Origin of the sequence: Azospirillum sp. B510, assembly GCF_000010725.1 — a bacterium.
In the GTDB taxonomy this organism is placed as follows: Bacteria; Pseudomonadota; Alphaproteobacteria; order Azospirillales; family Azospirillaceae; genus Azospirillum; species Azospirillum lipoferum_B.
Genome location: NC_013854.1, coordinates 2,920,038 through 2,942,206, shown reverse-complemented (window position 1 = coordinate 2,942,206; position 22,169 = coordinate 2,920,038). Strand labels below are relative to the sequence as shown.

The window sequence follows — 22,169 nt, the reverse complement described above, 5'->3', positions numbered from 1 at the left end:
TCACGCGGCCTCCTTCACGGCCTTGACCACCTTCTCGGCGGCGTCGGCGAGGTTGTCGGCCGAGAGGATCGGCAGGCCGGATTCGGCCAGGATCTTCTTGCCCAGATCGACGTTGGTGCCTTCCAGGCGCACCACCAGCGGAACATGCAGATGCACTTCGCGCGCCGCGGCGACCACGCCCTCGGCGATCACGTCGCAGCGCATGATGCCGCCGAAGATGTTGACCAGGATGCCTTCGACGTTGCTGTCGGACAGGATCAGCTTGAAGGCCGCGGTGACGCGCTCCTTGGTGGCGCCGCCGCCGACGTCGAGGAAGTTGGCCGGCTCGCCGCCATAGAGCTTGATGATGTCCATGGTGGCCATCGCCAGGCCGGCGCCGTTGACCATGCAGCCGATGTTGCCATCGAGCTTGACGTAGTTGAGGCTGTGCTTGGCCGCCTCGATCTCCGCCGGGTCCTCTTCGGCCTCGTCGCGCAGCTCTTCAACGTCCTTGTGACGGAACAGCGCGTTGTCGTCGAAGTTCATCTTGGCGTCGAGCGCCAGGATGTCGCCCGACCCGGTGACGATCAGCGGGTTGATCTCGACGATGGCGCAGTCGAGGTCGATGAAGGCCTGATAGGCGGCCTGGATGAACTTGGCGGCCGCACCGACCTGCTTGCCTTCCAGGCCGAGCGCGAAGGCGACCTTGCGGGTGTGGTAGCCCTGGATGCCGGTGGCCGGGTCGACCGCGACCTTGATGATCTTCTCCGGCGTGTTGTGGGCGACCTCCTCGATCTCCATGCCGCCTTCGGTCGAGGCCATGATCGTCACGCGGCCGGTGGCGCGGTCGATCAGCATGCCGAGATACAGCTCGCGCTTGATGTCGGCGCCTTCCTCGACATAGAGGCGCTTGACCTCGCGGCCTTCGGCGCCGGTCTGCTTGGTCACGAGAACGTGGTTCAGCATCTCGGCGGCGTTCTTGCCGACATCCTCGATCGACTTGACGACGCGGACGCCGCCCTTGCCTTCGGGGTTGTCCTTGAAGCGGCCGGCGCCGCGGCCGCCGGCGTGGATCTGGGACTTCACCACCCAGACCGGACCGCCCAGCTCGCGGGCGACCGTCTCGGCCTCCTGCGGGGTGTAGGCGACGCCGCCGCGGGGAACCGCGACGCCGTACTTCTTCAGCAGGCTTTTCGCCTGGTACTCATGGATGTTCATCGGGCGTCCATCTGTTTTTTGGTTCGGCTTACAAGACCGGATCGACTGAAAGACGAGACGGGCGCACCACCGGCGCTCTCCCGGCCCCGGAAATGGGTGGGGAGAGCGCCGGAGACCGCGCGGTTCGTCCTTTAGGAAGCGGCCTTCTCGGCGTCCAGCTTCTTGACGACGTCGACCAGCGTCTTCACCGCGTCGACGGAGTTCTGGAACATCGCCTTCTCTTCGTCGTTCAGCTCGATCTCGATGATCTTCTCGACGCCGCCGGCGCCGATGATCGTCGGGACGCCGACGTAGAGGTCGTCCTGGCCATACTGGCCGCTCAGATGGGCGGCGACCGGCAGGACGCGCTTCTGGTCCTTCAGGTAGGACTCGGCCATCTGGATGGCGGAAGCGGCCGGGGCGTAGAAGGCCGAGCCGGTCTTCAGCAGCTTGACGATCTCCGCACCGCCGTCACGGGTGCGCTGAACGATGGCGTCCAGCTTCTCCTGCGTGGTCCAGCCCATCTTGACCAGATCGGGCAGCGGGATGCCGGCGACGGTGGAGTAGCGCACCAGCGGGACCATGGTGTCTCCGTGGCCGCCCAGCACGAAGGCGGTGACGTCCTCGACCGAGACGTTGAACTCTTCGGCCAGGAAATAGCGGAAGCGGGCCGAGTCGAGCACGCCGGCCATGCCGACCACGCGCTCCGGCGGCAGGCCGGAGGCCTGCTGCAACACCCACACCATCACGTCGAGCGGGTTGGTGATGACGATGACGAAGGCGTTCGGGGCGTATTTGCCGATGGCCTCGCCGACGGTCTTGCAGACGCCGCTGTTGATGCCGATCAGGTCGTCGCGGCTCATGCCCGGCTTGCGCGGGATGCCGGCGGTGACGATGACGACGTCGGCGCCCTCGATGATCGAGTAGTCGTTGCCGCCGGTCAGGCTGGCGTTGAAGCCTTCGACCGGGGAGGTTTCGGCGAGATCCAGCGCCTTGCCGGCCGGCATGCCTTCGGCGATGTCGAACAGGACGACGTCGCCCAGTTCCTTCTGTGCAGCGAGCAGAGCCAGCGTGCCGCCGATCTGGCCGGCACCGACGAGCGCAATCTTCTTGCGAGCCATGGAGCGTTTCCTAAAACGTTTGAGCGTCCCCCATTCAGCGGGAGACTAGAACCGTCGGTCATTCTAACGTCTTAGGGATCCAGCGCCCCGAGATTTCGGAAGCGTAGGTAGCGCGTTTTGTCGCGGAGGGCAAGCCCGACCGCGAACCCGACCATAATCGGGCATTGCAGCGTTGCGTCGCACCCCCGATGATCCTTTCCAACAATCCCTTCCAACGCCGGGCCCGTTCGGCCTTATACGTATGGTTCAGGTCCGGTTCCCAACTCGTACCAAGATGGTCGAAGGAGAGCGTCAATGGCCAAACTCACGGCCCGTATCATTCCCGGTCTGACCCTGTCGCTGGCCCTGGCGGCCGGCGTCGCCGCCGTCTCGGCCGAGGCCCGGGCGCAGACGGTCGGCGACTATACCGCCGCCATCGCCGCGGCGCCGATCACCGACGCGGCGGCGGCGGGCAGCGTCGCCCATTGCCAGACGCTGACCAACTACGTCTACACCTCCATCCCCGAGAACCAGCGGGCGGACTGGGTGCTGCCGCTGGTGACGCTGGACGGCTCGCTGACGCCGGAGATGGCGGCCAAGCGCGACGCCTGCCTGAAGGTGCGCCAGCAGGCGCTGATCGCCTTCGACGCCGGCACCGGCGAGCAGATCGTCACCCCGGCCGAGGCGATGGAAGGCCCGACCGACCGCGGTCCCTATTACAAGGAGGTCTTGCCCGACACCCCGGTCCCGCACACCGGCCGCGCCACCCCGCGCCAGCCGATGCCGCGCGGCGGCGTGCAGTAAAAGGGCGCTGAGTGCTCAAGGCCCGATGCCGTAGCGTTCCAGATGGCGGGCCATTTCGGCGGGGGACAGCGGGAAGCCGCTGCCCCGCCGGGCGTTCAGCATGGCGCGCGGGTGGATGCCGGCGGCGCGGGCCTGGACCTGCATGGCGCAGCGCATCGACAGGCCGGCGCGCCAGACCAGCGCCGTGACGGCCTGCGGGTCGTGGGCATCCAGGATCAACTCCACCACCTCCGGCGCCACGCGGGCGCGGAGCGTGAGCGCCGCCCGCAAGAATCCCGTCTCGTTCCATGACATCGCATCGCCCAGCGCGGTCTCGTCCAACTTGCCGAGCCGGTGCAGGCGGACGGCGCGGCGTTCCGGCGACTTGGCCTGATCGGGGGCTTCGGCCCAATCGATGCGGCGGCGGGTCGTGGCGGCGATCTCCGCCACCGTGGCGTCATCGAGATCGGCGCGGCGGCGCAGCGCGTCCATCACCGCCAGATCGACGAAATCGGCCAGCCGCAGAGCCAGCCGGCGGGGCAGGGCGGGACGGCGCGCCAGCTTCTCCCGCCAGTCGGGATGATGGACGGCCTCGTCGACCAGCCGGTCGAGCGTCGGTTCGGCGATCACCGCCCCGCTGTTGTCGAGCAGGAGGCCGGTCGCCTCGGCATGGCCGCTGCCGGCGATGGCGTCGGACAGGGCGGCGCCGATGCTGTGGCGGCGGGCGATGGCCGACAGCGCCCAGCCGGCGGGGGCGGCGGCGACGATGTCCAGCAGATCCTCGTCGCCGAGTGCCGCGCAGCAGCGCAGCACCGGCTCCGCCACCGACCGCTCGACGTCGCGCGCCAGCGCCGTCACCACCGATGGCGGCGCGCAGGCGATGTCCTTGATCGCCGTCGCCAGCGCCTCGCGCACACGGACGATGTGGTCGCGGGCCAACTGTTCCAGGGCGCGCACGGCGACGGCGCTGACGGTGTCGGCGCCGCCCGGCGGCAGGTCGGGCAGCAACCTGCACAGCTTGCGCGCCAGGGTGGACCGCACATCGGCATCCCCCATGCCGGCCAGCCGCGATTCGACCAGCGCGTCACCCAGTTGGCGGGCGATGCCGTGGCCGGGCGGGGGAGCCGTTACCGGGACAGCCACCTCCGGTATCGGCCCGGATCGAGGCTGTTCGGCGAACAAATAGTCCATCAGCTCGGGGGCCACGCCGCATTCCCTGTCCGCCGGCCGAGTGGCCGGGGCATGGCGGGCCGGGGTGGAGGGGGAGCGCCGGGCGGTCACCGGACCTCAAGCCTTGTGGTTGCGCCGGGTGAACGGCGGGTGTTGCGGACTCATGAACTCCATCCAAGCCCTCCCCTGGTTAACGGCCCCCTAATTCCCTGTCGGGGGTCAGCGCCGCCTGGCCGCCGGGGTGGCCCCCAGCATGCTGCGCTGGGCCAGCATCGGACGTGGCATCTGCCGGCCGCCCAGCACGTGGACGGGGGCGGCCTGGTCCTGCCGGTGCTTGTCGAACTGGTCGAAGATGCGCATCAGCGCCTCCGCCGTGCCCTCGCCGTAATGGATGTCGGTGCGGGCGCGGTCCAGCTCGGTGCGCAACCCGTCGCGCAAATGGCCGAACAGGCCGTCGAACAGCATCTGGAAATGCTCCTCGGCGAAGACGAAATGCCGGTCGCGCAACTGGCCGGTCATCCGTTTGATGAAGGTTTGGCGCTGTTGATGGAATTGGCGGAAGCGCAGCATCACCCGGATGAAGGGCGTGTCGGCCAGAACCGCCAGCGCCTCCTCATGCGCCAGCCGTTGCCAGACCTCGGCATCGCGGTCGGTCCCCAGCCGGTTGAACAGGGCCAGCGCGCTGGCATTCATCGCCTGCCATTCCTTTTCATAGAACAGCGCGGTCAGGGTGGATTGCAGACCGGGAACGATCACCTCGGGAAAACTGGCGCCGGTGACCGGGTCCATGCTGTCGGGCAGTCTGCTGCGCAGGGCCGACACCATCAGGCGCGTGACGAAATCGCGGCGGCGTTCATCGGGCTGGAGCCGCCCGTGGCTGTCCTCCGCCGTCGCGCAGCCGCCGCAGGAACCGGCCGTGCAGGCGTGGCAGATCGACGCGAACAGCGGCAGCACCGACGGCCAATGCGCCATCATCAGCCCCATCGCGCGGGTGAACTCCTCGCGCGACAGCACGCCCTTGGCGGTGAATTGCGGTTCCAGCGCCTCCTGGAAGGTGCTGACCAGAGCTCGAGCCGCACGATGATGGCGTTCGAACGGCGGCGGATCGGCGGTCATCCCACGCCCTCCCTCCTCAAGTCATCCCGATCGGCCGGCCGCCCAGGCCCGCCGCCCATACTGTAGCAATTTATCTGGTATTTTATTGATCATGGCTGTGACGGCCATCACAGGGGGGATTAAAGGGGCCATCCCATGGCGATAGACGGGGACTGGAGCATCGGAACAAAAAAAGGGCCGCAACCCAATTGGGTGCGGCCTTTAGTCTAGGGAGGAAACGCACTGCAAAATGCAGTAACGCGGCGGAGTGTATGGCCACGGCCGTGTTAGCGGTACCACGGATTTCGAATTGGTGCGGTGCGACATGCGCATAGCGCGGTATGGAATTTTGTTTGGTTTGCCTATTAGGCGCGCGGAAAGGCAGATTTCCGCCCTTTTTTCGGGCAAAGTCCAGATTGCGGGGTGGATGAACGATCGAATGCGAAAACCGTGATGCGCGAAAAAGTTCGTGAACGAAAAAAAAGGGGGGCACCGAACGCGCCGGCCATCACTCAAAGCTGTCGGCCCAAACGCTTGGATGTTATCCGCGCCCCTTGATTGCTTGGCTTCGGGGCGATCCCTTGTTCAGGGGGACTTGGGATGGCTGGTCCGGGCGATGTGCAGCTTTGGCTCCATGCTCTCGTGCAGCAAACGCAGGATGACGACACGCGGGGAACCTCCGGCTGAATGCTCCACCGCATAATACAGCGTGTGCGCGGCCGCTCCGCACCTGCCAGCAGCGTTCTCCAGGTGGAATGCCCGGAGGCCGGGCAAAATAGCGCTTCTGTCCCAGGAAGCGCCACGGCCGGGGTCGGTCGCGACCATCTTGACCGCGGTGGCGATCAGCCCTTTGTAGATCTGTCGCTGGTGTGTTCCGAACCGCTCACCGGTTTCCTTCAGGACCACCCGGAAGTCCTGTTTCGCCGCGTCGGTGACGCGATAAGCACCCAAAGCTCAGCCCTCGATTTCATCGAGTATCTCGTCAATGGGACGGTCGTCGAGACGACCGGCCTTCCAATCATCGAGTCCGACCAGAACGGCGTGCCGAAGCATCTCCTGTCGCTCGTGCTCAGCTGCCCGTTCCCGGTGGAGCAGGCGAAGCGCATCACGCACCACCTCGCTTTGCGATGAGTAGCCGCCGCTCGCGACTTGCTGCTCGACGAAGGAGGCCAGCTTCTCGGGCAGGCTGATGTTCAGCGTCGGCATCTCACCCCTCCTCGCGATCATCCTCACCCGAAGACTGGAGCTATGGCAAAATTTGTCAAGAGAACGCGGTCTTTGCCAGACATGGCCTGCCAAACAGCCGGGGATGCAACGGCTTTGTGGAGGGGGTGGGCCAAACGCGCCACCCCCTCTTTTCCGGAAGCGGGCGGCGATCAGGCCGTCAGCTTCCCGCGGATCAGCGCCTTGGTCTCCTCGACGCCGTAGAGCTGGATGAAGGACCCCATGCGCGGGCCGGTGGTCTGGCCCAGCAGCACTTCGTACAGCGCCTGGAACCAGGCGCGCAGCTCGGTGAAGCCATGGGCCTTGCCCACCTCGAACACCTCGTTCTGGATGGTGTCGGCGCGGGCGTCGCCCGGCAGGCTGTCCAGCTTGACCAGCAGGTCCCGCAACGCCGCGCGTTCGGCGTCGCTGGGGGCGCGGAACCGCTTGGTCGGCTTCACCTGATCCTGGTAGTAGCGCACGGCATAACCGACGAGGCTGTCCAGGAAGGGGCTGTTCTCCGGCGTGGCGTCCGGCGCGTAGCGGCGGATGAAGCCCCACATGGCGTCCTTGGTCTCGGCATTCGCCGCACCGGCCAGATTGAGCAGCAGGTTGAACGACACGTCGGAGCGCACGGCCGGCGGCTTGCCGTTATGAATGTGCCAGGCCGGATTCTCCAGTTTCCTGGCCGGCTCCTCGCCATGGACCTTGTCGACGAAGGTCAGATACTCGTCGACGGCGCGCGGGATGACGTCGAAATAGAGGCGCTTGGCCGACTTCGGCTTCTGGAACATGTAGAGGGCGAGGCTTTCCTGCGGCGCGTAGGCCAGCCATTCCTCCATCGTCAGGCCGTTGCCCTTCGACTTGGAGATCTTCTGGCCCTTGTCGTCGAGGAACAGCTCGTAATTGAAGCCCTCCGGCGGGGTGCCGCCGAGGATCTTGCAGATCTTGCCGGCGAGATCGGCCGACGGGATCAGGTCCTTGCCGTACATCTCGTAATCGACGCCGAGGCCGAACCAGCGCATGCCCCAGTCGGGCTTCCATTGCAGCTTCACATGGCCGCCGGTGACCGGCAGTTCGACATGTCTGCCGTCCTCATCCTCGAAGACGATGGTGCCGGCGTCGGCGTCGCGCTCCAGCATCGGCACCTGGAGCACCCGGCCGGTCGAGGGGGAGACCGGCAGGAAGGGGCTGTATGTGGCCTGACGCTCGGCACCCAGCGTCGGCAGCATCACCGCCATCACCTCGTCGTAATGGCGGAGGATGCCGAGCAGCGCCTGGTCGAAGCGGCCGGACTTGTACCAGTCGGTCGAGGACTGGAACTCGTACTCGAAGCCGAAGCTGTCGAGGAAGGCGCGCAGCCGGGCGTTGTTGTGGGCGCCGAAGCTGTCATGGGTGCCGAAGGGGTCGGGCACCTGGGTCAGCGGCTTGCCGAGACTGGCCGCCACCATCTCCTTGTTGGGGATGTTGTCGGGGACCTTGCGCAGCCCATCCATGTCGTCCGAGAAGCAGAACAGCTTGGTCGGAATGTCGCTCATGGTCTGGAAGGCGTGACGCACCATGCTGGTGCGCGCCACCTCGCCGAAGGTGCCGAGATGCGGCAGGCCCGACGGACCATAGCCGGTCTCGAACAGGACATAGCCTTTGGCGGGCGGCGCTTTCGCGAAGCGCGCCACCAGTTTGCGCGCCTCCTCGAACGGCCATGCCTTCGCCTGCAACGCCAGATCCCGTTCGCCGGTCATCGTCGGACCCTTTCGAAACCACAAGGATAAAGTTGGGAATGAGGGCCAAGACCCTAGGGCCGGGCGGGCGTGGCGTCAACCATGGGCGTCCGGTGTGGATGCCCGGCGGGGTAGGTGTTCCGGGCCACTTGCGGCACCCGGTCGGCCGGTCCATCCTGCGCGGCCCGTGGGAATGGCCTTGCGGGGGTCGGTGGGATTGGGGGCGATGAGCTGGCTGTATCTGGGGGTGGCGATCCTGTTCGAGGTGGTCGGCACCTCGGCGATGAAGATGTCGGACGGGATGACGCGGCTCGCCCCGGCGGCGGTCGTGGTGGTGTGCTATGGCGTCGCCTTCCTGCTGCTCGCCAAGGCTCTGCGCGGCATGGAGGTCGGCATCGCCTATGCCATCTGGTCGGCGACGGGCACGGCCGCCATCGCCGCCATCGGCGTGTTCGTGTTCGGCGAATCGCTGACGGTGATGAAAATGGTCGGTATTGCCCTGATCGTCGCCGGGGTGGTCAGCCTGCATATCGCGAGCGGGACGACGTGACCTTGATAGTTAGGCATTGACCTAAGTATTTTCCCCCGGTAGGGTGCCGTCATGGATGCGGCACTCGATTTGACGTTCCGTGCGCTGGCGGATGCCACGCGCCGGGCGGTCGTCCAGGCGCTCGGGCGTGGTCCGGCGTCGGTCGGCGATCTTGCGAAACCCTTCGACATGGCTCTGCCCAGCTTTCTTCAGCATTTGAAGATGCTGGAGGAGAGCGGACTCGTTGAAACGCGGAAGGTCGGACGGGTGCGTACCTGCACGCTGAAGCCGGAAGCGCTGGCGGCCGCTGAAAGCTGGCTGGACGCCCAGCGGAGCCTCTGGACCAGGCGGCTCGACCAACTGGACAGCCTTGTGCTGGACCTGGACAAACGGGAGGATGGGACACCATGACCGCTTACCGCGCAACGGCCTTCAATCCGCGGCTCGACCTTGAACTGAAGCGCGAGGTCGCGGTTCCTCCGCATCTCGTCTGGCGGGCCTGGACCGAGCCGGAACTTCTGATGAAGTGGTTCACGCCGGCTCCTTGGCGGACCACCGCGTGCGAGATCGATCTGCGGCCCGGTGGCAAGTTCCGCACGGTGATGGAGGGGCCGGGCGGCGAGAGCAACGACAACACCGGTTGCTTCCTGGCGGTGGAGCCCGAAAGGCTGCTGCTCTTCACCGACGCGCTGGGGCCGGACTACCGCCCCACCGGCGGCGGATTCATGACGGCGTCCGTCACCATCGAACCGACGGCCGGCGGCACGCTCTACACCGCCGTCGCCTTTCATAAGGACGAGGCGGCGAGGACGCGGCATGAGGAGATGGGCTTCCACCATGGCTGGGGCGCCGCGCTCGACCAGCTCGTCGCCCTGGCGAAGGGACTTTAGGGAAGGGCGGGCCTAAGCCCCGACCTTGAACGGGTTCACTTGCCGGGCGGCGCGTTCCACCGCCTCGGCGGGGCCGGGGCGGCCGAGGAAATAGCCCTGGGCGATGTCGCAGTTCAGGCCGCGCAGCGCCGCCAGCGTCGCGGCATCCTCCACCCCTTCGGCCACGGCGGTCAGGTTCAGGCTGTGGGCCATCTGGATGACGGCGGCGGTGATCTTGGCGCTGTCATGGTCGTGGGTGAGATCGGCGACGAAGCTGCGGTCGATCTTCAGCTTGTCCACCGCCAGACGGCCGATGTAGGACAGGTTGGAGTAGCCGGTGCCGAAATCGTCGATCGACACCTGCACCCCCATCGCCTTGATCCGCTTCAGATTGTCCATCACCACGTCGGTGTTCTGGATCAGCATCGATTCGGTCAGTTCCAGCTCCAGCAGCAGCGGGTCGAGGCCGCTGCCGGACAGCGCCTGGGTCACCGTGCGGACAAGGTCGCCGCGCTGAAGCTGCAAGGCCGACAGGTTGACCGCCACCGACAGCGACAGGCCGCCGGCCCGCCATGCCGCCGCCTGCCGGCAGGCCTCCGCCAGCACCCAGGCGCCGATCGGCACGATCAGGCCGCTGTCCTCGGCGATGGGGATGAAGGCGCCGGGCGGGACCATGCCCCGTTCGGGATCGTTCCAGCGCAGGAGCGCCTCCGCCCCCGTCACCGCTCCGGTCTCCAGGCAGACCTGCGGCTGGTAATGGATCAGGAACTCCCCCCGTTCCAGCGCGCGGCGCAGGCCGCTGCGGGTGGACAGATGGGCCACCGCCTCGGCGTTCATCGCCTCGGCATAGAAGCGGTGGGTGTCGCGGCCGGCGGCCTTGGCGTGGTGAAGGGCGGTGTCGGCGTTCTTCAGCAGGGTGGCGAAGTCCCTGCCGTCGGCCGGGGCCAGCGCCACGCCGGACGACAGCGTGACGGTCAGCTCGTGGCCGTCCACCAGGAAGGGTTTGGCCATCGCCTCATGCAGGGAGGCGACGGTCTCGACCACGGCGTCGATGTCGGGCCGGCCCGACAGCAGCAGGATGAATTCGTCGCCGCCGCCGCGGCTGATCGTGTCGGTGTCGCGCACCACCGCCTTCAGCCGCTCCGCCACCGCGCGCAGCAGGGCGTCGCCGACGGCGTGGCCGAGGCTGTCATTCACCGTCTTGAAGCGGTCGAGCCCGCAGGCGACCAGCGCCACCAGCCGGCCGTTGCGTTCCGAGCGGGCCAGCGCCTGTTCGGTGCGGTCCTGCACCAGGACGCGGTTGGGCAGCAGCGTCAGCGCGTCGTGGCGCGACAGATACTCCATGCGTTCCTGCGCCGCCTTGCGTTCGGTGATGTCGCGGATGAGAACGAGCACCCGGCGGTCGTTGCCGTCGATGACGGCGCGGCGCATGCTGACCTCCGCCCAGAACAGCGTGCCGTCCAGCCGCCGGGCATGCCATTCGATCAGCTGCGGCTCGCCGTTGGCCGCCTTGTCGCGCCACTCCGACGCCACCTCCGCCGTGAAGGCCGGTTCGCCGGAACTGAGCATTCCGACGTCGAGGTCCGACAGCGGCACCTCGCCCACCCGGTACATCTCCCTCATCCGGCGGTTCACCTCCAGGATGGCGCCGCTGTCCAGATCATGGATGACGATGGCGTCGTTGACGCTGTCGAAGATGGTGCGGACGCGCTCCTCGCTGGCGGTCAGGGCGGTGACCGCGGCGCGCAGGCTCTCGGTCTTGTGTTCCACCTGCCGGCGCAGCAGCAGGCCCCAGACCAGCGCGCCGATGCCGAGCACGACCAGACCGGCCAGCAGCTTGAGCAGCAGATCCATCAATTGGGGGCTGACCATGCCGCTGATGCGGCGGCCGACCCAGCGCTCCTCGATCGTCCGGCGTTCATCCGCGGTGATGCGGGCGAAGCCGTCGGCGATCAGGCGGAACAGAGCCGCGTCGCCCTTGTGCACTGCCCAATGCAGCTCGCCGGTGTAAAGCGGCTCGGTGTAGCGGAAACGCCCCTGCACGCCGCGCTTGGTCATGTAATAGCGGGCCGACGGGTCATCCATGCAGAAGACCCGGGTTTCCTGCCTTGCCGCGGCATCGACCATCGCCTCGAAGCCGGAATAGCGCTGGAAGGCGGTGATGCCGTGCTCGGTCAGCCATTCGATGCAGAAATCACCATCCTTCACCCCGACGGTGAAGGCGCGCAGCGACTCCACCCCGGTGATGCCGCTGAGGTCGGCGCTGAACCAGATCGGCACGTCGACGCGGGCATAGGGCTTGGGGAAATCATAGAGCAGATCGCGCGCGCTGTTGCGGAAGATGGTCTCGATGACGTCGGCCCCGCCGCTGTCCATGGCCTTGCGGGCGAGACCCCAGTCGAGGGGGATCATGCGGACCGGGACGCCGGTCTTCTCCGACCACAGCGCCCACAGATCCTTCACGATGCCGACATGGTCCCCGTCCGGAGTGAGAAAGCTGTAGGGCGGGTAATTGTCGTCCAGCGTCACCCGGATTTCCGACGGGAGCGGACCGGTCTCAACCCCCGCCCCGGCCGGCGCCATGTTGATCGCCGCTGCCGGAAGACCGGGCAGCACGGCCAGCAGCAGGACAAATCCGCGCAGGAGGGAGACCCGCACCGCCCGGCGGATCATGGCGACGCCCCGACGGGGATGGCGGCCGTCCCGGCGGAGACGGAGGGCGGACAGCGCTTGGCGGGTATGGACATGGCCCTTGCCGAGGTCATGGGAGAAAGCGGGGGACAGCGTGGGGGATAGCGCGGCCGCGTGAGGTCATCGCCCTCCCACCGCCGTCGCCAGCTCGCCCAACAGGGTAACCCGTCTGGTATCCCACGGCAACGGAAGGGAATTCCATTCCCATGGTGATCGCATTTGACACCCTCTCCCGGGACGGGAGAGGGAAGGGGCCCAAGCGCAGCTTGGGAAGGGTGAGGGGTGATCCAAGGAACCATGCGGTTCGGGCCTCTTGGTCTACCCCTCACCCTCCCCGCCTTTGGCGGGTCCCCTCCCTCTCCCGGGACGGGAGAGGGCAATTCTTGTCAAATGCGATAACCCTGATTCCACTCCTGTGACAAGCTCTCGCGGAAAGGGAAAGGTCAGGGGCCGCGGTCGGTGGACGGCGGCAGGGCACCGGGCCGGGTGTCGGGCCGGGCGCCGGATTGGGCGCGCAGGGCGTCGCGGATCTCCTCCAGCAGCAGCTCCTGACGCGGCGGCATCTTCGGGGCCTCCTTGCGCAGGAGGTGCAGGCGGTTGACCTGGCGAACGACGAGAAACAGCGTGGCCGACACGATCAGGAAATTGATGCAGGCGTTGATGAAGCGGCCATAGTTGATGGTGGCGGCACCCGCCGCCTCGGCCGCTGGCAACGACTCGTAATGGTCGCCGGACAGGCTGAGGAAATAGTTCGAGAAATCGATGCCGCCCATGATCCAGCCGATCGGCGGCATCAGGATGTCCTTGACCAGGGAATTGACGATCCCGGTGAAGGCGGCACCGATGATGATGCCGACAGCCAGCTCCACAACATTGCCGCGGCTGATGAATGTCTTGAATTCTTCCAACATGGCGTCCCGTTTCTCCGTGTTTCTGGAAGGAAAACGGGCCGGGAAGGGGGGCTGGGGGCGCTTCCCGGCGCCCCCCGATCCGTCCCTACGCCATGCGCCCGTGGCAGTGCTTGAACTTCTTGCCGGAGCCGCAGGGGCAGGCGGCGTTGCGCGGGGTGTTGGCCATCACCTCGGGCGGCAGCGGCTGGTCTTCCGGTGTGCCGGCCGGCGACGGCGCGCGCACCATGCCGGCGGGCAGCGGCTCGCCGCCCTCGTCTCCCAGGGCGGCGAGAGCCAGCGCCGGGTCCATGCGGCCCTCGTGCATCTCCTGCATCTGGCGGGCGAAGAGTTCCTCCGCCGACGGGGCCATGCGGATTTCGACATGCATCAGGATGGTGGTGACCTGTTCGCGCAGCGCCATCAGCATGCTGTCGAACAGCTCGAAGGCCTCGCGCTTGTACTCGTTCAGCGGGTCCTTCTGGGCGTAGGCGCGCAGGTTGATGCCCTGGCGCAGATGGTCGAGCTGGAGGAGGTGGTCCTTCCATTCCTGGTCCAGGATCTGGAGCAGGATGCTCTTCTCGACATGCCGCATCGTCTGGGCGCCGTAGGCCTCCTCCTTCTCCGCATATTTGCGGTCGGCGGCCTCGCGCACGCGCTCCTCGATCTCCGGCTCGGCGATGCCCTCTTCCTTGGCCCAGTCATGGACCGGCAGATCCATGCCGAGCACGCGGTTGACCGCCTCGTGCAGCCCGTCGATGTCCCACTGTTCGGAGTAGCTGTTGGCAGGAATCGCGGTCGACACCATGTTGGCGATGATCTGATGGCGCATCTCGCGGATTTCCTCCGCGATGTCCTCGCTCTCCATCACCTCGTGGCGCTGCTCATAGACGACCTTGCGCTGGTCGTTCATGACGTTGTCGAACTTCAGCAGGTTCTTGCGGACCTCGAAATGGTGCGCCTCGACCTTCTGCTGCGCCTTCTCCAGCGCCTTGTTGATCCAGGGATGGATGATCGCCTCGCCCTCCTTCAGGCCGAGGCGCTGGAGCATGCTGTCCATCCGCTCCGACCCGAAGATGCGCATCAGGTCGTCTTCCAGCGACAGGAAGAATTTGGAGGTGCCGGGGTCGCCCTGACGGCCGGAACGGCCGCGCAGCTGGTTGTCGATGCGGCGGCTCTCGTGACGCTCGGTGCCGATGACGTAGAGGCCGCCGGCCGCCTTAACCGTTTCGCGCGCCTCGGCGATCTCGGCCTCGATCCGCTTGATGCGGGCGTCGCGCTCGGGGCCTTCGGGCAGGTCGGCCAGTTCGACCTCGATGCGCATCTGGAGATTGCCGCCGAGCTGGATGTCGGTGCCGCGGCCGGCCATGTTGGTGGCGACCGTCACGGCGCCGGCGCGGCCCGCCTGGGCGACGATGTAGGCTTCCTGCTCGTGGTGGCGGGCGTTCAGGACATTGTGCGGGATGCCGCGCTTGTTCAGCAGATCCGACAGCAGCTCCGACTTCTCGATCGAGGTGGTGCCGACCAGCACCGGCTGGCCGCGCTTGCGCGCGTCCTCGATCAGGTCGGTCATCGCGTGGTACTTCTCCGCCGCGGTGCGATAGACCTCGTCGTCATGGTCGATGCGCTTGACCGGCAGGTTGGTCGGCATGTCGACCACCTCCAGCCCGTAGATCTCGCCGAACTCCGCCGCCTCGGTCAGCGCGGTGCCGGTCATGCCGGCCAGCTTCGGATAGATGCGGAAATAATTCTGGAAGGTGATGGAGGCCAGCGTCTGGTTCTCGCGCTGGATCGTCACCTTCTCCTTGGCCTCCAGCGCCTGATGCAGCCCTTCGGAGAAGCGGCGGCCTTCCATCATGCGGCCGGTGAACTCGTCGATGATGACGACCTTGTCATCCTTGACGATGTAATCCTTGTCGCGCTGGAACAGCATGTGGGCGCGCAGCGCCTGCTGGGCATGGTGGACCAGCGCCACGTTCTGGATGTCGTAGAGCCCGCCCGACTTCAGCAGCCCGGCCTGGCCGAGCAGCTGTTCCATATGCTCCTGGCCGGCCTCGGTGAAGCTGACGGTGCGGTGCTTCTCGTCCTTCTCGTAATCCTCGGCCACCAGCAGCGGGATCAGCCGGTCGACCTGGACATACATCTCCGAAGAATCGGTCGAGGGGCCGGAGATGATCAGCGGCGTGCGCGCCTCGTCGATCAGGATCGAGTCGACCTCGTCGACGATGGCGTAGTTGAAGGGCCGCTGGACCAGCTCCTCCAGCCGGAACTTCATGTTGTCGCGCAGATAGTCGAAGCCGAACTCGTTGTTCGTGCCGTAGGTGATGTCGGCGGCATAGGCGGCGCGGCGTTCATCGTCGTCCAGCCCATGGACGATGCAGCCGGTGGTGAGCCCGAGGAAGCCATAGACCCGCGCCATCCAGCCGCTGTCGCGCGAGGCGAGATAGTCGTTCACGGTGACGACATGGACACCCTTGCCTTCCAGCGCGTTGAGGTAGACGGCCAGGGTGGCGACCAGCGTCTTGCCTTCGCCGGTGCGCATCTCGGCGATCTTGCCGCCGTGCAGCACCATGCCGCCCATCAGCTGCACGTCGAAATGGCGCTGGCCCAGCACGCGCTTGGCCGCTTCGCGCACGGTGGCGAAGGCGTCGGGCAGGATGTCATCCAGCGTCTCGCCCTTGGCCAGCCGCTCGCGCAGCCAGTCGGTGCGACCCTTCAGCTGGTCGTCCGACAGCGCGGCGACCGACGGCTCCAGCGCGTTGATCTGAGCCACGGTCTTGTGCAGCGCCTTGACCGCGCGCGTGTTGGCGGTGCCGAAAATCTTGCGGGCGAGAGCGCCGAACATGAAAACCTCGGGAGTAAAGCGGAATGTGGGCCAGCCTATCGACGGGTCTCACATAGGACTATGGCAAGGCGCTGTCAACGAGACCGGTCCGGCCGGGCGCCCGTTGCGGCATTTGCGCAGGCGTCCGGGCGGGGCGCCATGACCGTTTGATGAATTCGCGTCCAGAATGCGCCGTGGCGGTTGGCTGGCGCCGGTGGGGGCTGGTATCCCCTGCGCAGGCGCATGAGCTATAGGGCGGTCGCCACGGGGGGCCTTGCCCCGCGCGGCTCAGCCATGCTTAATCCCCTGCGGAATCGGGCGCGGAGCGGCGGATGGCTCCGAGGCCGCAGACCATGCGAAACGGACGGCGTTCCCCGCGCCGTCCCACTTGTTGCGAAGCATCCGCCGGAAGGAAACAGACACGCCATGGTTCAACGAGTGTTCCGCACCGCGCTCCTGTCGGTTGCCGCCTGCGGCATCGCGCTGGCCGCCCATGCCCAGACGCCGGCTCCCGCCACTCCCGCTCCGGCCGCCGCCGCCGCTCCGGCCGCCCCGGCCGATCCGGTGGTCGCCCGCGTCAACGGCGAGGAGCTGCACAAGTCGGACGTCACCCGCATGGTCTCGCAGCTGCCGCCGCAGGTGCAGCAGATGCCGATCGAGATGATCTATCCGGCGGTGATCGACCAGCTGGTCAGCGGCAAGCTGGTCTCCTCGGCCGGCTACAAGGCCGGTCTGGCCGATTCTCCCGAGGTGAAGGACGAGATCAAGCGCGCCGAGGAGCGCGGGGTCCAGCGCGCCTTCATCCAGAAGGAGATCAAGGCCCGCGTCACTCCGGAAGCCCTGCAGAAGGCCTATCAGGATTACCTGAAGGAGAATCCGGCGCAGGAGGAGGTCAAGGCCGCCCATATCCTGGTCGAGAAGGAGGAGGAGGCCAAGGCCATCATCGCCCAGCTGAAGAAGGGCGGCGATTTCGCCAAGCTGGCCAAGGAGAAGTCCAAGGATGCCGCCGCCGCGGCCCAGGGCGGCGACCTCGGCTACTTCACGAAGGACGCGATGGTCGAGCCCTTCGCCAACGCCGCATTCTCGATGAAGCCGGGCGAGGTCAGCAAGGAGCCGGTCAAGACCCAGTTCGGCTATCACATCATCAAGGTCGAGGATCGCCGCACCCAGCCGCAGCCGACGCTTGACGAGGTGAAGCCGCAGCTGGAGCAGACGCTGTCGAAGGACATCGTCACCGCGCTGGTCGAGGAGCTGCGCGGCAAGGCGAAGGTCGAAACCTTCCAGCTCGACGGCTCGCCGATGCCGAAGGAAGAGCCGGCCGCCGCTCCGGCCACCCCTGCCGCTCCGGCGGAGCCGGCGAAGAAGTAAGGGGATGGGGGCGCCGTATTGCCCCCACCCCGGCCCTCCCCCGCCGGGCGGGAGAGGGTTAGGGTGGGGGCAATGCGCCAGCATCCAACCCCCCACACCACCACGCCACCACCACTCCCCCACCACGGGAATTCCCTCCATGGCCACGACCCTCTCCCCCTTGGCTCCCGCCAGCTTCCCGACGCTGCCGCCCATCGCCGGCGTGCGCATCGCCACGGCGAACAGCGGCATCCGATACAAGGGCCGCGACGATCTGCTGCTGGCCGTGCTGGATCCCGGCACCAGCGTGGCGGGCGTGCTGACCCGGTCGCTGACCTGCTCGGCGCCGGTGATCTGGTGCCGCGACAGCCTGCCGAAGGGCTCGGCCCGCGCCGTGGTGGTGAATGCCGGCAACGCCAACGCCTTCACCGGCAAGGCGGGCGACGCCACCGTCCAGGCGACCGTCGCCGCCGCCGCCGCCGTGGCCGGCTGCGCGCCGGACGAGGTCTATATCGCGTCGACCGGCGTGATCGGCATCCCGCTGGCGGCCGACGCCATCGGCAAGTGCCTGGCGCCGATGGCCCCGAGCCTCAAAGCCGATTCGGCCGCGTGGGAGAATGCCGCCCGCGCCATCATGACCACCGACACCTTCCCGAAGGGATCGGTGCGCACCGCCAAGATCGGCGGGACGACGGTGACCATCGCCGGCTTCGCCAAGGGGTCCGGCATGATCGCGCCGGACATGGCGACGATGCTGGGCTTCGTCTTCACCGACGCCGCCATCGCCGCCACCGCCTTGCAGGACATGCTGTCGGAATTCACCGAGCGCACCTTCAACGCCATCACGGTGGACGGCGACACCTCGACCAGCGACACGCTGCTGCTGTTCGCGACGGGGAAGGCCGGCAACGCCCCGGTGTCGAGCGCCGATGCCGCCGAGTTGGCGGAGTTCCGCGCCGCGCTGGAGGATCTGCTGCTCGATCTGGCGCTCCAGGTGGTGCGTGACGGCGAGGGGGCGACCAAGTTCATCGCCATCACCGTGCGCGGCGCCGACAGCGACGCCGCCGCCAAGCGGATCGGCATGACGGTGGCGAACTCGCCGCTGGTCAAGACCGCCGTCGCCGGCGAGGACGCCAACTGGGGCCGCATCGTCGCCGCCATCGGCCGGGCCGGCGAGCGCGCCGACCGCGATCTGATCAAGATCACCGTCGGCGGAACCCTGATCTGCGCCGAAGGGATGGAGGTCCCCGGTTACGACGAGACGCCGGTCGCCGCCCACATGAAGGGCAAGGAGGTCGACATCGACATCGACCTCGGCTTGGGCAAGGGGACGGCGAAGGTGTGGACCTGCGACCTGACGCACGGCTACATCGACATCAACGGCAACTATCGGAGCTGACGCTTTGGCGGAGCTGACGCTTTGACAGGCGGCGGAGCGGAGCCCTGGCCCGACAGCGTGGCGACGCCACGGCTGCTGCTCCGCCCCTTCCGGCACCAGGATGTGGCGGCTCTCGTGCCGCTGATCGGTGACCGGGAGGTCGCGCGCTGGCTTGCCCGGGTGCCGCACCCCTACTCGCCGGCCGATGGTCATGAGTGGGTCGAATTGGCGGCGCGGGGCCGGAACGACGGCACCGCCTTCAACCTGCTGGCGGTGCGGACCGCCGATGGCGCCGCGCTTGGCGGCATCGGGCTGCAACTGGATGGGGACCGGCCCGACAGCGCCGAGATCGGCTATTGGGTCGGCACCCCCTACCACCGTGCCGGCTACGGGCTGGAGATGATGACCGCCATGCTGACGGCCGGCTTCGGTCCGCTCGGCCTGTCCCGGATCTGGGCGGTGACCGATCCCGACAACCGGCCCTCCCGGTCCCTGCTGCTCAGAGCCGGTTTGCGGCAACTGGGCGAGCGCCGGCACGAATTTCCAGCCCGTGGCGGAAGCGTGCCGGCACCATATTTCGAAATCACCGCCGCCGAGTGGCCGGCCCGCCGAGAGGGTTCCGCATGACCGCCTGTTTCGATCCCAGCTCCACGCCCAAGCCCGGTTCGCTGCCGGTGCTGCTGGTCGTCGCGGTGGCGCTCGTCGATGCCGACGGGCGCGTGCTGCTGGCCCAGCGCCCGCCCGGCAAGTCGCTGGCGGGGCTGTGGGAATTCCCCGGCGGCAAGGTCGATGCCGGGGAGACGCCGGAGGCGGCCCTGGTGCGTGAGTTGAAGGAGGAACTGGGCATCGACACCGCGGCCAGCTGTCTCGCGCCCTTCACCTTCGCCTCCCACAGCTACGAGCGCTTCCATCTGCTGATGCCGCTCTATGTCTGCCGGGTGTGGGAGGGCGACGTCATGCCGCGGGAAGGGCAGAAACTCGCCTGGGTCTACCCGAACCGGATGGGCGACTACCCGATGCCGCCGGCCGACATGCCGCTGGTGGCGATGCTGCGGGACCTGCTGTGACCCTGCGTTGAAAAATAGTCCAAACAAGACTATGGTGTATGGAGGTGGCCGGCGGGTGCTGCTACACCCGCCGGCACGCTCCCGGTGTTAACGACGGATCAGGCGGATCTCGATCCGCCATCTCCGCCACTGGAGCACCAGGAGGAACGGCATCTTCTTCATGCCACCTTCCTCCTTCTGAAACGGCGGATGGACCACCCGTCCGCCGTTTTCAGTTTACACGCGGACGATGAGCGGACGCGACCGTTTCACACCAATGTGTGGTGGCGCCGGTGCGCGTCCGACCTTTGTTTCCGGGCGTGACCCTTTGCGGCTTTGCGTTGCGGGCGATCTGTGCCACATGATGGGCCGTTGAGACGACAAGCCGGATCTCCGGCCCCACTTTCCTGAAACGCATCGGCGTGGATTCGTTGTTTTCCTACAGCAACCCGGGTGCGTCGGACGATGCCTCCGGTCAAAGGCCGGCCACGGCGCTCGACGCGTTGCGGACGGTGTTCGGCTACGACTCCTTCCGCGGCCAGCAGGCCGACATCATCGACCATGTGGTTCGGGGTGGCGACGCGCTGGTGTTGATGCCGACCGGTGGCGGCAAGTCGCTGTGCTACCAGATCCCGGCCCTGGTGCGCGACGGCGTGACGGTGGTGGTCTCACCGTTGATCGCCCTGATGCGCGATCAGGTGACGGCCTTGCGGGAACTGGGCGTGCGCGCCGCCTTCCTCAACTCCTCCCTCGGTCCGGCGGAGGCGCGGGAGGTGGAGCGGGCGATGGTGCAGGGCGAGATCGATCTCGTCTATGTCGCCCCCGAACGGCTGGTGACGCCGCGCTTCCTCGACCTGCTCGACCGCACCCGGCTGGCGCTGTTCGCGCTGGATGAGGCGCATTGCGTGTCGCAGTGGGGCCACGATTTCCGCCCCGAATATCTCCAGCTGTCGATCCTGCATGAGCGCCACCCGATGGTGCCGCGCATCGCGCTGACCGCCACCGCCGACGTGCAGACCCGCGCCGAGATCAAGGACAAGCTGGGCCTGTCCGAGGCCCGTGTCTTCCTGTCCAGTTTCGATCGGCCCAACATCACCTACCGGGTGGTGCCGAAGAAGAGCGAGCGCCAGCAGATGCTGGCCTTCCTGCGCGACAACCATCCGGAAGACGCCGGCATCATCTATTGCATGTCGCGCAACAAGGTGGAGGAGGTCGCGGCCTGGCTGAACCAGCAGGGTCGCGAGGCTCTGCCCTACCATGCCGGGCTGCCGGCCGAGGTGCGCGAGGCCAACCAGGACCGCTTCATCAAGAGCGAGGGCCTGGTGATGGTCGCCACGGTGGCCTTCGGCATGGGCATCGACAAGCCGAATGTCCGTTTCGTCTGCCACCTCGACCCGCCGAAGAGCCTGGAGGCCTATTACCAGGAGACCGGCCGCGCCGGCCGCGACGGGCTGCCCGCCAACGCCTGGATGGCCTATGGCATGGCCGACGTGGTGATGCTGCGCCAGATGCTGGAGCAGTCGGAGGCCGGCGACAGCCACCGCCGGGTGGAGCGCGGCAAGCTGGAGGCCCTGCTGGGCTTTTGCGAGACGCCGGACTGCCGCCGTCAGGTTCTGCTGAACTATTTCAACGAGACGCTGCCGGAGCCCTGCGGCAACTGCGACACCTGCCTGGACCCGATCGAGACCTGGGACGGCACCATCGCGGCGCAGAAGGCGCTGTCGGCGGTCTACCGCACCGGCCAGCGCTATGGCGCCGGGCACCTGGTCGATGTGCTGGTCGGCAACGCCACCGAGAAGGTGGTGCAGCAGAACCATGACCAGCTGAAGACCTTCGGTGTCGGCAAGGACCTGACCAAGGTCGAATGGCAGTCGGTCTACCGCCAGCTGGTGGCGACCGGTCTCTTGACCGTCGATCTGGAATATGGCGGTTTCCGCCTGACCGATGCCGGGGTCTGCGTGATCAAGGGGCAGCGGGTGGTCAGGCTGCGCAAGGATCCGGTGCTGGAACGCCGCCGCGGCGTCCATGACGCGCTGCGTCGCCACACCGCGCGGGGTGGTTCGGTTGGCGGCGTGAACGGGGAGGGCGTGTCGCGCTCCGGTGCCCGTGGCGCGCTGTCGGCGGCGGACGACGCGCTGTGGCACGCGCTGAAGGACTGCCGCACGGCGCTGGCCAAGGCGCAGAGCGTGCCGCCCTATGTGATCTTCCACGACAGCACGCTGCTGGAGATGGTGGCCCAGCGCCCGCAGGACCACGCCGCCTTCGCCCATCTGCCGGGGGTGGGCGGGCGCAAGCTGGAACGCTACGCCGACGCCTTTCTGGAGGTGATCCGGCAGCATGGGTAAGGCTT

19 protein-coding genes are annotated in these 22,169 nt (G+C 67.2%); 9 read left to right on the top strand and 10 right to left on the bottom strand.

What is annotated here, in order from left to right; all coding sequences use genetic code 11:
* Both sucC and mdh read right to left on the bottom strand, forming a co-directional pair.
* Entirely contained in the window at positions 1-1,197 is a 1,197-nt protein-coding gene (sucC, locus tag AZL_RS13745) for an ADP-forming succinate--CoA ligase subunit beta (RefSeq protein WP_012975135.1), read from the bottom strand.
* A gap of 131 nt (positions 1,198-1,328) precedes the next feature.
* Entirely contained in the window at positions 1,329-2,297 is a 969-nt protein-coding gene (gene mdh, locus AZL_RS13740) for a malate dehydrogenase (protein WP_012975134.1), read from the bottom strand.
* Positions 2,298-2,591: 294 nt separating this feature from the next.
* On the opposite strand from mdh, the gene AZL_RS13735 reads away from it, so the two are divergent.
* Complete coding sequence (locus tag AZL_RS13735) at positions 2,592-3,080, top strand: hypothetical protein (RefSeq protein ID WP_012975133.1); 489 nt, start codon at positions 2,592-2,594, stop codon at positions 3,078-3,080.
* Positions 3,081-3,095: 15 nt separating this feature from the next.
* Here AZL_RS13735 and AZL_RS13730 read toward each other — a convergent pair whose 3' ends face one another.
* The 5 genes from AZL_RS13730 to AZL_RS13710 all read right to left on the bottom strand — a co-directional run bounded on the left by AZL_RS13730 (position 3,096) and on the right by AZL_RS13710 (position 8,269).
* The gene (locus AZL_RS13730; RefSeq protein WP_247894220.1) at positions 3,096-4,202 is read right to left on the bottom strand and encodes a DUF2336 domain-containing protein; all 1,107 of its coding nucleotides are present in this window, start codon (positions 4,200-4,202) and stop codon (positions 3,096-3,098) included.
* A 246-nt stretch (positions 4,203-4,448) separates the two neighbouring features.
* On the bottom strand, positions 4,449-5,345 hold the full coding sequence (locus tag AZL_RS13725) for a hypothetical protein (protein WP_012975131.1): 897 nt from the start codon (positions 5,343-5,345) through the stop codon (positions 4,449-4,451).
* A gap of 564 nt (positions 5,346-5,909) precedes the next feature.
* Positions 5,910-6,275 (bottom strand): type II toxin-antitoxin system RelE/ParE family toxin, encoded by a 366-nt coding sequence (locus AZL_RS13720; protein ID WP_042443179.1) that lies wholly within the window; start codon positions 6,273-6,275, stop codon positions 5,910-5,912.
* A 3-nt stretch (positions 6,276-6,278) separates the two neighbouring features.
* Positions 6,279-6,530, bottom strand: a complete 252-nt coding sequence (locus AZL_RS13715; protein WP_012975129.1) for a type II toxin-antitoxin system ParD family antitoxin — start codon at positions 6,528-6,530, stop codon at positions 6,279-6,281.
* A 170-nt stretch (positions 6,531-6,700) separates the two neighbouring features.
* Positions 6,701-8,269 (bottom strand): lysine--tRNA ligase, encoded by a 1,569-nt coding sequence (locus tag AZL_RS13710; RefSeq protein WP_012975128.1) that lies wholly within the window; start codon positions 8,267-8,269, stop codon positions 6,701-6,703.
* 205 nt (positions 8,270-8,474) lie between these two features.
* Between AZL_RS13710 and AZL_RS13705 the strand changes: the two genes are divergently transcribed.
* The 3 genes from AZL_RS13705 (at position 8,475) to AZL_RS13695 (ending at position 9,667) form a co-directional block, all read left to right on the top strand.
* Positions 8,475-8,798: a DMT family transporter gene (locus tag AZL_RS13705; RefSeq protein WP_012975127.1), complete on the top strand. Its 324-nt coding sequence runs from the start codon at positions 8,475-8,477 to the stop codon at positions 8,796-8,798.
* A 69-nt stretch (positions 8,799-8,867) separates the two neighbouring features.
* Positions 8,868-9,188, top strand: a complete 321-nt coding sequence (locus AZL_RS13700) for an ArsR/SmtB family transcription factor (RefSeq protein ID WP_247894219.1) — start codon at positions 8,868-8,870, stop codon at positions 9,186-9,188.
* Positions 9,185-9,667: an SRPBCC family protein gene (locus AZL_RS13695; protein WP_012975125.1), complete on the top strand. Its 483-nt coding sequence runs from the start codon at positions 9,185-9,187 to the stop codon at positions 9,665-9,667. Before AZL_RS13700 ends, AZL_RS13695 begins: the two co-directional genes overlap by 4 nt.
* A gap of 12 nt (positions 9,668-9,679) precedes the next feature.
* Here the strand turns inward: AZL_RS13695 and AZL_RS33455 are convergent, their stop codons facing one another.
* The 3 genes from AZL_RS33455 to secA form a co-directional block, all read right to left on the bottom strand.
* A complete protein-coding gene (locus AZL_RS33455; RefSeq protein ID WP_012975124.1) occupies positions 9,680-12,319 on the bottom strand; it encodes an EAL domain-containing protein in 2,640 nt (879 codons plus the stop codon).
* A gap of 461 nt (positions 12,320-12,780) precedes the next feature.
* Positions 12,781-13,248, bottom strand: coding sequence for a large conductance mechanosensitive channel protein MscL (mscL, locus tag AZL_RS13685; protein ID WP_012975123.1), 468 nt, complete (start codon positions 13,246-13,248; stop codon positions 12,781-12,783).
* 85 nt (positions 13,249-13,333) lie between these two features.
* Positions 13,334-16,069 (bottom strand): preprotein translocase subunit SecA, encoded by a 2,736-nt coding sequence (gene secA, locus AZL_RS13680; protein ID WP_012975122.1) that lies wholly within the window; start codon positions 16,067-16,069, stop codon positions 13,334-13,336.
* 405 nt (positions 16,070-16,474) lie between these two features.
* Here secA and AZL_RS13675 point away from each other — a divergent pair, with 405 nt between their 5' ends.
* The 5 genes from AZL_RS13675 to recQ all read left to right on the top strand — a co-directional run bounded on the left by AZL_RS13675 (position 16,475) and on the right by recQ (position 22,164).
* On the top strand, positions 16,475-17,416 hold the full coding sequence (locus AZL_RS13675) for a peptidylprolyl isomerase (RefSeq protein WP_042443176.1): 942 nt from the start codon (positions 16,475-16,477) through the stop codon (positions 17,414-17,416).
* 139 nt (positions 17,417-17,555) lie between these two features.
* On the top strand, positions 17,556-18,794 hold the full coding sequence (gene argJ, locus AZL_RS13670) for a bifunctional glutamate N-acetyltransferase/amino-acid acetyltransferase ArgJ (RefSeq protein ID WP_012975120.1): 1,239 nt from the start codon (positions 17,556-17,558) through the stop codon (positions 18,792-18,794).
* A gap of 21 nt (positions 18,795-18,815) precedes the next feature.
* Positions 18,816-19,400: a GNAT family N-acetyltransferase gene (locus AZL_RS33450; protein WP_012975119.1), complete on the top strand. Its 585-nt coding sequence runs from the start codon at positions 18,816-18,818 to the stop codon at positions 19,398-19,400.
* Positions 19,397-19,840: a (deoxy)nucleoside triphosphate pyrophosphohydrolase gene (locus AZL_RS13660; protein WP_012975118.1), complete on the top strand. Its 444-nt coding sequence runs from the start codon at positions 19,397-19,399 to the stop codon at positions 19,838-19,840. The genes AZL_RS33450 and AZL_RS13660 overlap by 4 nt, the downstream gene beginning before the upstream one ends.
* A 401-nt stretch (positions 19,841-20,241) precedes the next feature.
* Complete coding sequence (gene recQ / locus AZL_RS13655) at positions 20,242-22,164, top strand: DNA helicase RecQ (RefSeq protein WP_012975117.1); 1,923 nt, start codon at positions 20,242-20,244, stop codon at positions 22,162-22,164.
* Positions 22,165-22,169: the final 5 nt, after the last annotated feature.